At 74.9% G+C, this 10,515-nt stretch carries 8 protein-coding genes; 5 read left to right on the plus strand and 3 right to left on the minus strand.

The window, feature by feature from the left end; translation table 11 throughout:
• The first annotated feature begins 295 nt into the window (after positions 1-295).
• The 3 genes from GC722_RS17990 to GC722_RS01225 all read left to right on the plus strand — a co-directional run bounded on the left by GC722_RS17990 (position 296) and on the right by GC722_RS01225 (position 2,956).
• Positions 296-679 carry a YchJ family protein gene (locus GC722_RS17990; protein ID WP_331714268.1) on the plus strand — a complete coding sequence of 128 codons (384 nt, stop codon included), beginning with the start codon at positions 296-298 and terminating at the stop codon, positions 677-679.
• A gap of 61 nt (positions 680-740) precedes the next feature.
• Complete coding sequence (gene sigJ / locus GC722_RS01220) at positions 741-1,685, plus strand: RNA polymerase sigma factor SigJ (RefSeq protein ID WP_156607248.1); 945 nt, start codon at positions 741-743, stop codon at positions 1,683-1,685.
• Between the two features lie 95 nt (positions 1,686-1,780).
• Entirely contained in the window at positions 1,781-2,956 is a 1,176-nt protein-coding gene (locus GC722_RS01225) for an NAD(P)/FAD-dependent oxidoreductase (protein WP_156607250.1), read from the plus strand.
• Positions 2,957-3,023: 67 nt separating this feature from the next.
• Here GC722_RS01225 and GC722_RS01230 read toward each other — a convergent pair whose 3' ends face one another.
• A complete protein-coding gene (locus GC722_RS01230; protein ID WP_156607252.1) occupies positions 3,024-3,686 on the minus strand; it encodes a TetR/AcrR family transcriptional regulator in 663 nt (220 codons plus the stop codon).
• A 137-nt stretch (positions 3,687-3,823) separates the two neighbouring features.
• On the opposite strand from GC722_RS01230, the gene GC722_RS01235 reads away from it, so the two are divergent.
• Together GC722_RS01235 and GC722_RS01240 are read left to right on the plus strand one after the other, a co-directional pair.
• Positions 3,824-6,616: an MMPL family transporter gene (locus GC722_RS01235; RefSeq protein ID WP_156607255.1), complete on the plus strand. Its 2,793-nt coding sequence runs from the start codon at positions 3,824-3,826 to the stop codon at positions 6,614-6,616.
• Entirely contained in the window at positions 6,616-8,976 is a 2,361-nt protein-coding gene (locus tag GC722_RS01240; RefSeq protein ID WP_156607257.1) for a YhgE/Pip domain-containing protein, read from the plus strand. The genes GC722_RS01235 and GC722_RS01240 overlap by 1 nt, the downstream gene beginning before the upstream one ends.
• Here GC722_RS01240 and GC722_RS01245 read toward each other — a convergent pair.
• Positions 8,964-10,253, minus strand: a complete 1,290-nt coding sequence (locus GC722_RS01245; RefSeq protein ID WP_197429669.1) for an MFS transporter — start codon at positions 10,251-10,253, stop codon at positions 8,964-8,966. The two genes, GC722_RS01240 and GC722_RS01245, sit on opposite strands and share 13 nt — an antisense overlap.
• On the minus strand, positions 10,250-10,515 hold a 266-nt coding region (locus tag GC722_RS17480; RefSeq protein WP_197429670.1), incomplete at its 5' end, for a hypothetical protein. The genes GC722_RS17480 and GC722_RS01245, both read right to left, overlap by 4 nt.

The raw sequence follows: 10,515 nt of genomic DNA on the forward strand, positions 1-10,515 counted from the left end.
CCGCCGTCGGCGGCGCGGGCGGTGGGCGCGAGGGTCAGGGTGCCGGTCAGGGCGAGGGCCGCGGTGCAGGCGACCAGCCGTCGTGCGCGTGGGGTCATGGGGCAGGCTCCGATGCTGTGGGGGGTGGGTCGTGCTCGACGCCGGGGCTCGGGTGCGCTCGACGCTACCCCACCGTCCCGGGCCTGCACAGACCCTCGCCGCGGACCCGTGGTCGCGCGACCGCGCCGGTGCCCCCGGCCGCGTGCGCGCCGGCGGGCGGGCTCGTAGGCTGCCGCCCCGACCGGAGGAGACCGACGTGAGCCCATCCGACAGCTGCCCGTGCGGCAGCGGCCGCCCGTTCGAGCGCTGCTGCGGACCGGTGCTGGCGGGACGTCCCGCGCCGTCCGCGGAGCGGCTGATGCGCTCGCGCTACACCGCCCACGTGCTCGACGACCGCGACCACCTCCGCGCCAGCTGGCACCCCAGCACCCGGCCGGCCGAGGTGGTGCTCGAGCCGGGGGTGGAGTGGCTCGGGCTGACGGTGCTCGGCACCGAGCGGGGCGGGCTGCTGGACGAGGACGGCCGGGTCGAGTTCCGCGCCCGCTGGCGCCGGCACGGCACCGAGGGCGAGCTGCACGAGATCAGCCGGTTCGTCCGCGAGGGCCGGCACTGGTTCTACCTCGACGGGCTGGTGCCCTGACCCCGATCGGGTCGTCTGGTCGTGCGCCGGCGACCGTCGCGGCGCGGGCTACCGTGGGCCCATGTCCCTGACCGTCGGCGACGTCGACCGGTTCGAGGCCGCGCGGCCGCGGCTCGGAGCCCTGGCCTACCGGCTGCTCGGCTCGGCCGGCGAGGCCGAGGACGTCGTGCAGGAGACGTTCCTGCGCTGGCAGGCCGCCGACCGCGACGGCATAGAGGTGCCGGAGGCCTGGCTCACCAAGGTGCTGACCAACCTCTGCCTGAACCAGCTCACCTCCGCCCGCGCCCGCCGGGAGACCTACGTGGGGCAGTGGCTGCCCGAGCCGCTGCTCGCCGGCGACCCGCTGCTGGGCCCGGCTGAGACCGTGGAGCAGCGGGAGTCGGTGCTCATGGCGGTCCTGACGCTGATGGAGCGGCTGACGCCCCAGGAGCGGGCCGTCTACGTGCTGCGGGCGGCCTTCGACTACCCCCACCGCGAGATCGCCGAGGTCCTCGACATCACCGAGGCGGCCAGCCAGCAGCACTTCCACCGGGCCAAGCAGCACCTGGCCGACGGCAGGACGCGGACCGTGGTCGACGAGGCGGCCGCCCGCCGCATCGTGGCGGAGTTCCTCGCCGCCGCGACCAGCGGCCGCACCGAGCCGCTGCTGGAGCTGCTGACCGGCGACGCGGTGGCCGTCGGCGACGGCGGGGGCAAGGTGGCGGCCCGGGCCGCCGCGGTCACCGGAGCGGTGGCGGTCGCGAAGTTCCTGCGCGGTCTGTTCAAGCCGGCCGAGCACAAGAGGGCGATGCTCGGCGGGCGTCCCGACATGTACGCCGCGGTGGCCAACGGCCAGCCCGCGGTCGTGGTGGTGGTCGAGGGCCGGGTCCTCGGCGTGGCGGTCCTCGACGTCACCGCCGACGGGGTGGCCGGGGTCCGCAGCGCGGTCAACCCGGACAAGCTCGAGCGGGCCACGGCGCACTGGCAGGCGGCCCCCCACGGCGAGCCGCTGCTGCGGGGCTGGTGAGCCGGTCGATGTGACCTGATTCACATCCGGGACCTGTCAGGGAAGCGGGCGCCGTCCGGTCGAAGGGGCGGAACCACACAGACACGAGCCCGGACATGAAGCACCACATCGTCGTCCTCGGCGCCGGCTACACCGGCGCGACCGCGGCCGGCCGCCTCGCCCGGCAGCTGCACCGCGACGACGTCCAGATCACCCTCGTCAACGCCGAACCCGACTTCGTCGAGCGGGTCAGGATGCACCAGCTCGCCACCGGTCAGGAGCTCAGGCACCGCCCGCTGCAGCAGGTCTTCGCCGGCACCGGTGTCGAGCTGCGCATCGCCCGGGTGGACGCCGTCGACGTGGACGAGAGGACCGTCACCCTCGCCGACGGCCGGGGCGAGCTGACCTACGACACCCTGGTCTACGCACTCGGCAGCCGCTGGGACGACCACGGCGTCCCGGGTGCGGCCGAGCACGCCCACGAGATCGCCAGCCGGGCCGGAGCGCTGCGGCTGCGGGAGCGGCTGGACCGGACGTCGGCCGGGCGGACGGTGACCGTCGTCGGCGGCGGGCTGACCGGCATCGAGGCGGCGACCGAGATCGCCGAGGCGCGCCCGGACCTGGACGTCGCCCTGGTGACCACCGGCGCGCTGGGGGACTGGACCTCGCCGAAGGCCCAGGCGCACCTGCGCCGGGTCTTCGCCGACCTCGGCATCACCGTCCACGAGCACACCCGGGTGGTCCGGGTCGGCCCCGGTGCGGTGCTCACCGACACCGGCTCCTCGGTCGCGGCGGACACCACGGTGTGGACGGCCGGGTTCGCGGTGCACCCCGTCGCGGCGGCGACGTCGCTGCAGACGACGCCCAGCGGGCAGGTCGTGGTGGACGACATGATGGCCTCGGTCTCCCACCCCGACGTGTTCGCCGTGGGCGACGCGGCCTACGCGCGAGGCAGCACCGGCAAGCCGCTGCGGATGTCCTGCGCCTCCGGGACGCCGACCGCGTGGCAGGCCGCGGGCGCGGTCGTCGCCCGGCTGACCGGGGCGAGGCCCCCGCACGCGCCGCTGCGCTACGTCAACCAGTGCATCAGCCTGGGCCGTCAGCAGGGGCTGGTGCAGTACGTGACCGCCGACGACCGCTCGCTCGGCTTCTCGCTGCGTGGCCGCACGGCCGCCGTCTACAAGGAGCTGGTGTGCCGCGGCGCGGCCTGGGCGGTCGTCAACCCGACGCTGGGGATCCCCTCGCGTCGTCGCCGGGTCCGGGAGGTCCGGGCCGCGAGGGTGGCGGCCTGAGGGACCGCGGGCGGGCGTCCCCGGCCCCGGGGACGCCCGCCCGGTGCCGCCCCCGGCCGGGCAGCAGTCAGCGCGGCGGCCCCGTGCGGGCGTCGGGGTGCACCAGCAGGGCCGCGAGCAGGGTGGTCATCTGGCGCTTGAGCCGCGGCCGGACGTCCTCGTCCCCGTGCAGCACGGCCTCCAGCAGCCCGTGCTCGAAGACCGCGCCCAGCAGCCGCCCGACCTCCTCGGCCGGCAGCAGCAGCCGGCAGCCGTGGCGCACGATGCCGGTGTTGACGATCGCGGCGATCACCGCGTTGGTCTGCTGCTCCAGCTCGGCGAAACCGGGACGCATCTCGGGGGTCCGGATGGCGTGCAGCCGCAGCTCGTGCACCGTGACCAGCATGGCCGGGTCGGCGTCCTGGCTGTCGACCACCAGGTCGACCGCGCGGGCGATGGTCTGCTCGACGTCGAGGCCCATGGCGTCGGCGGCGTCGATGGCGGTGGTGGCCTGGTCCAGGTGGTGGTCGATCCGCTGGCGCAGCACGGCCAGGCAGAGGTCCTCCTTGGAGGAGAAGTTGGAGTAGAACGCGCCCCGGGTGAACCCGGCCCGCTCGCAGATCTCCTCCACGCTGGCCCCGTTGACCCCGCGCTCGGCGACCACGCGGACGGCCGCCTCCATCAGTCGCTGACGGGTGCGCTCGCGCCGGGCCGAGGACGCCCCGGGCGCGCGGGTGGTGGTGAGACTCATGGCCGCATCCTCTCCAAGATCTGCTCCTTCACCCTATCGGATACAGTTCTGTATCGGATGCGCTGCTGTATCGAGCAGCGGTCCCCGGGGGTGCTGCCTCCGGCGTCAGGCCGCACGTCCGAACCTCCGGGAGTCCGATGTCCTCCTTCCTGTACGCGCTCGGTCGCGCGGCGTTCCGTCACCGCTGGCGCACCGCCGGCATCTGGCTGCTCGTGGTCGCCGTCCTCGGCGGCACCGCGGGCCTGGCCGGTGGCGACTTCGACAACGAGTTCTCGATCCCCGGGGCGCCCTCGCAGGTGGCCCTCGACCAGCTGGGGCGCACCTTCCCGCAGGTCTCGGGCACCTCGGCCAGCATGATCGTGGTCGCCCCCGAGGGCGAGGACGTGCGCGACCCGGCCGTCCGCGAGGCGGTCGAGGACAGCATGGACGAGCTGGCAGAGCTCGACTTCGTCGACAGCGTCAGCAGCCCCTACGACGACCTGGTCGAGGGGATGATCAGCGACGACGAGCGGGCGGCGATCGTCAACGTGCGGATCCCCGGCGAGGCGCAGGAGGTCACCGACGCCCAGCGCGACGCCCTGGTGGCCGCCGCCGCGGAGCTGCAGGCGGCGCTGCCCGGGTCGACGGCCAGCATGGGCGGGGAGATCTTCAACCAGTCCATCCCGGGCTTCAGCATCGTCGAGGTGATCGGCGTCGGCGTCGCCCTGGTGGTGCTGCTCATCACCCTGGGGTCGGTGGTCGCGGCCGGGATGCCGCTGCTCACCGCGCTGCTGGGCGTCGGGGTCTCGATGGCGGTCCTGCTCATCGCCACCGGCTTCGCCACCATCAGCTCCACCACCCCGATGCTGGCGGTGATGCTGGGGCTGGCGGTCGGCATCGACTACGCGCTGTTCATCCTGTCCCGGCACCGCGAGCTGCTGGCCGAGGGGCTGGACCCGGAGGAGTCGGCGGCCCGGTCGGTGGCCACGGCGGGCTCGGCGGTCGTCTTCGCCGGGCTGACCGTCATCATCGCCCTGGTGGGCCTGGGCATCGCCCGGATCCCCTTCCTGACCGCGATGGGCGTCTTCGCCGCCATCGGGGTGGCGGTGGCCGTGGTGGTCGCCCTCACCATCCTGCCTGCGCTGATGGGGATGGCCGGCGAGCGGATGCGGCCGCGGAAGGTGCGCAGGGCGATGGCCGCCGGTCAGCCGGCGCGCCACCCCGACGCCCCCCGCCGCGGCGGCTTCTTCGGCGGCTGGGTGAAGGTCGTCACCAGGCTGCCCGCGCTGACGGTGGTGGTGGTCCTGGTGGGCTCGGTGCTGCTGACGCTCCCCGCCCGCGACCTCACCCTGGCCCTGCCGAACGCCGGTGAGAACCCCGCCGGCACCCCGGCGCGGGTCACCTACGACCTGCAGGAGGAGCACTTCGGTCCCGGCTTCAACGGCCCGCTGGTCGTGACGGCCGAGATCGTCGCCTCCGACGACCCGCTGGGCGTGATGGAGGGCATCGCCGAGGACATCGAGGAGCTGCCCGGGGTGGCCAGCGTCCCGCTGTCGACCCCCAACCAGAACGCCGACACCGGTTTCGTGCAGATCGTCCCCACCACCGGGCCCTCCGACCCGGCCACCGCCGACCTCGTGCAGCGGCTGCGGGACATGGCGCCGGTCTGGCAGGACGAGTACGACGTCAGCACCGCCGTCACCGGCGCCACCGCCATCCAGATCGACGTCTCCGACCGGCTCGGTGCAGCGCTGCTGCCCTTCGGCGTCTTCGTGGTGGGGCTGTCGCTGGTGCTGCTCACGATGGTCTTCCGGTCCATCGCCGTCCCGGTCAAGGCCACCCTGGGCTACCTGCTCAGCATCGGCGTCGCCTTCGGGCTCACCACCCTGGTCTTCGTGCAGGGCCACGGCGCCGACCTGGTGCACCTCGAGCGTCCCGGTCCGATCATCAGCTTCCTGCCCATCCTGCTGATGGGCATCCTCTTCGGCCTGGCCATGGACTACGAGGTGTTCCTGGTCTCGCGGATGCGCGAGGACCACGTGCACGGCGAGCCGGCCCGCCAAGCCGTCCACACCGGGTTCCGCGGTGCCGCCTCGGTGGTGACCGCGGCCGCGGTCATCATGTTCGCGGTCTTCGCCTTCTTCGTCCCCGAGGGCGAGGGGGCCATCAAGCCGATCGCCTTCGCGCTGGCCGTCGGGGTCGCCTTCGACGCCTTCGTGGTGCGGATGACGCTGGTGCCGGCCGTGATGGCGCTGCTGGGCGAGAAGGCCTGGTGGCTGCCGTCCTGGCTGGAGAAGCGGCTGCCCGCGATGGACGTCGAGGGGGAGCAGCTGCACCGCGAGCTGGCCCTGGCCGGGTGGCCCGGGCCGCGCGCCGGCCGAGCCGCCCACGTCGAGGGCCTGGCCGTCGAGGGGCTGCTGGCCCCGGTCGACCTCGACCTCGACCCGGGCGACGTCCTGGTGGTCGAGGGGTCGCCGTCCGGTCGTGCCGCCCTGCTGACCAGCCTGTCGGGCCGCATGACGCCCGACGCCGGCCGGGCGCGGGTGGCCGGGGTGCTGGTGCCCGGCAGCGCGGCCGCGCTGCGCCGCCGCACCGGCTACGTCGACACCACGTTCTACCGAGCACCGGGTCACCCAGCACCCGGCCGGGGCATCGAGGCGCTGGCCCGGCGGCGTCCGCCGCTGGCGCTGGTCGACGGCGCCGACGCCCTCACCACGCCGCAGGCCCGGCAGGCCCTCGACCGGCTGATCCGCTCCGCCCAGGAGCGCCGCGACCAGGCCGTCGTGCTCGGCGTGGCCACCGCCTCGGTGGTCGCCGACCTGATCGCCGGCCCGCACCAGCTGCTGGTGCTCCGCGACCCCGCGCCCGGCGGCGGTCCGGCCGGCCCCGAACCCGACGTGCTCCCCGCACCCCACGACCCCGAAGCCCTCGTCCAGAAAGGACAGCGCTGATGCTCAGCCTCGAGCGCGCCAACTCCTCCCGCCGGGTGACCTGGTGGTCCCTGCTCGGCCTCGTGCTCGTGCCGGTGATCGTCGCCGCCGGGTTCCTCTGGGCCACCTGGGGCTCCGACGAGCGGCTCGACCGGGTGCAGGCCGCGGTGGTCAACCTCGACGAGGGCACCGAGATCGACGGCCAGCAGGTGCCGCTGGGTCGCCAGCTCGTCGGCGGCCTGGTGGACTCCGAGGAGGAGAACTTCACCTGGAACCTCTCCGACGCCGACGACGCCGCCGACGGGCTGGCCTCGGGCCGCTACGCCGCGGTGATCACCATCCCCGAGAACTTCTCCCGGGCCGCGACCTCCTACTCCGGTGACGCGGCGGAGGCCGAGCAGGCGACCATCGAGATCCAGACCTCGCAGGTCACCGGCATCGCCGACGGCGCGCTGGGGCAGACCATCGGCCAGGTGGCCGTGGACACCCTCAACACCACGCTGACCGAGACCTACCTGGACAACATCTACGTCGGCTTCAACGGCATCGCCGAGCAGTTCAGCACCGTCGCCGACGGCGCCGGTGACCTGGCCGACGGCGCGGAGGAGCTCTCCGGCGGCCTCGGCGAGGTGGGGGAGGGGCTCGACGGGCTCTCCACCGGGCTGGACGCGCTCGGCGGGTCCGGCGGCGAGCTGGCCACCGGCGTCACCGAGCTCTCCGCGGGCGCCACCCAGGCCGCCGCCGGCGGTGCGCCGCTGCGCTCGGGCGCCGCCCAGCTGGCCCAGGGCGTGTCCCAGCTGGACCAGAACCTGCCCACGCTGAGCCAGGGCGCCAGCCAGCTCGCCGACGGCGCCGGGGAGTACGCCGACGGCGTCGCGCAGTACACCGCCGGCGTCGACCAGGTGGCCGGCGGCGTCTCCGAGCTGAACGACCAGCTGCAGCAGGGCCTCGGCGGCGTGGAGCTGTCCGGGCCCAGCGAGGAGGAGCTGGCCCAGCTCACCGAGGGCGCCCAGGGGGTGGCCAGCGGGGTCGAGGGGTTCGGCACCGGGCTGCAGCAGTACCAGGGACAGCTCGAGCAGCTGGCTGCTCCGGGCACCCCCTGCCCCGACGGCGTCGACACCCCCGAGGCCTGTGCAGGCTTCAAGGCCGGCGTCGGAGCGGCGCTGCAGGGGCTGAACACCGAGGACCCCGAGACCGGGCAGTCCCTCAGCGACGGCATCGACGCCCTGGCCGAGGGTGCCCGCCAGTTCTCCGCCGGCATCACCGAGCTGAGCGGCCAGCTCGGCTCCCTGGGCGGCCTGGGTGAGCAGGTGCAGCAGCTGCTCGACGGCGTGGACCAGCTCGACACCGGGCTCTCGGAGCTGTCGGAGAACGGCGCCGCGCTCACCACCGGGGCCGAGGGGCTGGCCACCGGCGCCACCCAGCTCAGCACCGGCGTCGACGAGCTCGCCGGCGGGGTCGGCCAGCTCTCCGACGGCGCCACCCAGCTCTCCACCGGCGTCACCCAGTACACGACCGGGGTGAGCCAGCTCAGCACCGGGCTCGCCGCGACCGCCGCCGGGGTCAGCCAGTACACCCAGGGGGTCGCGCAGACCGCCGAGGGTGTCGGGGTGCTGGCCGACAACTTCGGCGACATCGAGGACGGCGCCGCCCAGCTCGCCGAGGGCACCCGCCAGCTCGGCGACGGGCTGGCCGAGGGGGCCACCAAGGTCCCGACCTACGACGCCCAGGACCGGGAGAACCTGTCCACGGTGGTGGCGGAGCCGGTGACGGCCGACGGCGCCGCCGACCTGCTGCCCGAGGCTGGCTCGACGAGCCTGCTGATGGTGATCGCCCTCTGGCTGGGCGCGCTGGCCACCTTCCTGGTGGTGCAGCCGGTGTCGGCCGGCACCTGGATGTCCTCGCGGCCGTCGTGGCAGCTGGCGCTGGCGGCGATGCTGCCCGGCGCGGCGGTGGCGACCGTGCAGGCGGTGGCGCTGACCGTGGTGGGCCAGGTGGTGCTCGACCTGTCCGCGCTCCGGGTGGTGCAGCTGCTGGGGCTGCTGCTGCTGATCGGCTACGCCTTCGTGGGCATCAACCACGCGCTCGCGGCGTGGTTCGGCGGCGTCGGGCGCATCGTCTCGGTCACCGCGGTGGTGCTGACCGCCGCCGGGGCGATCATCTCCGCGGTGCCGGCCCTGTTCGACGCGGTCCGGCCCTTCCTGCCGCTGACCCCGGCCCTGGACGCGGTGCGGGCGCTGCTCACCGGCGGCACCGGGCTGGGCGACCTGCTGTTCGCGGTGGTCGCCTGGCTGCTGGTGGCCGTCTGCGGGAGCGTGCTGGCGGTGATCCGGCGCCGGTCGGTGAAGCCGGCGGCGCTGCTGCGGGCTCAGCCCGCCTGAGCCGAGGAGGGTGCCGGAGGCGCCGCGGGCACCCGCTCGCGGCGCCGTGCCGGCAGGTAGCAGACGGCGCCCAGCACGCTGAGCACGCCGGCGACCACCATCGCGGTCTGGGTGGACGTCCGCCCGGCCAGCAGGCCGAGCAGCGGCGCCGCCAGGCTGTAGGCGGCGAACATCGTCATGGAGTTCATCGACAGCACGGTGCTGCGGTTGCCCGGCCCGGCCTCGCGGTGCAGCAGCGCGTTGTGGACCGGGCCGCCGCTGCCGTGCAGGCCGTAGGTGACCAGGTAGGCCGCCACCAGGGCCACCGGGCCGGCGACCAGCCCCATCACCACCGCCCCGAGCCCGTTGGCGACCCGGGCCAGCCCCGCGGCGCGCGCCGGACCCAGCCGCCTGCTGGTCAGCCCGCCCAGCGCCGCGCCGAGGGCGAAGACGGCCCAGCCGACGGAGGCGACCGGTCCCATCAGCGCGGCCGCACGCTCCTCGTCGCCGAGCAGCTCGGCCAGCCGGATCGGCTGGAAGGACTCGAAGACCACCATCGCCAGCGCCCAGAACACCTCGACGAGCACCAGCCCGCGCAGCACCGGGTTGACCCGCAGCAGCCCCAGCCCGTCGCGGACCACCCCGGGGGCCTGGCGCACCGACCCGGCCGCCCGTCGTGCCGCCGAGGGCCCCAGCCGTGACGGCGGCTCGCGCAGCAGCAGGACGGTGGCGCCCAGGTGCACCACGTTGAGGGCCACGAAGACGGCCACCGGCAGGTCCAGCGCCGACCGCCCGGCGAAGGGGTGCCACCACACCAGCCCGCCGGAGAGCAGGGCGCCACCGGCGATCCCCGCTCCCAGCACCGTGGCCTGCGCCGACAGCGCCTGGTCCACGTCGGCCCCGGGACGGCTGGCGTGCACCGTGTCGACGAACCAGGCCTCGAGGGGGCCGGAGTCCAGGGCGCGGAAGAGCCCGGTGAGCGCGGCGGCGAGCGCGAACGTCCAGAACGAGTGGGCGAGGAGGTAGACGACGGCCGCGACCACGTTGACCACCGCCGCCGCGACGTAGACCGGGCGGCGGCCGAAGGCGTCGGCGAACCCGCTGGTGGGCAGCTCCAGGGCGAAGACCACCCACCCGGTGAGCGCCGCCGCGGTCAGCGTCTCGGTGACGTCCAGCCCGCGCTCCAGCGGCAGCAGGGTGATCGTGCCCACGACCAGCCCGACCGGGAACCAGCGGGTCCAGGTGAGCAGCAGGAACACCCGGCGGGCCGCCGCCGGGCCGAGCGGTGCCGGCCTCACCCGGGCTCCGTCTCGTCGGGCACCGGCTCGAGGTCGCGCGGGAAGTAGACCGTGTAGGCCGCCACCGTGCGCGCCCGCGGGTCGCCGTCGCCCCGGTGGCGGTAGCGGGCCAGCACGTCGCCGATCTCCTGCTGCATCTGCTGCAGCTGCTCGGGGGTGACCAGCACGGCGGTGTCGCTCAGCCCCAGCGCGTTCCGCCAGGGCGTCGGCCAGCTCCCCTCGACGTCCAGCCAGTGCTCGACGTGCTCGCCGAGCTGGCGGG

This window comes from Auraticoccus cholistanensis (assembly GCF_009742705.1).
Classification (GTDB): Bacteria; Actinomycetota; Actinomycetes; order Propionibacteriales; family Propionibacteriaceae; genus Auraticoccus; species Auraticoccus cholistanensis.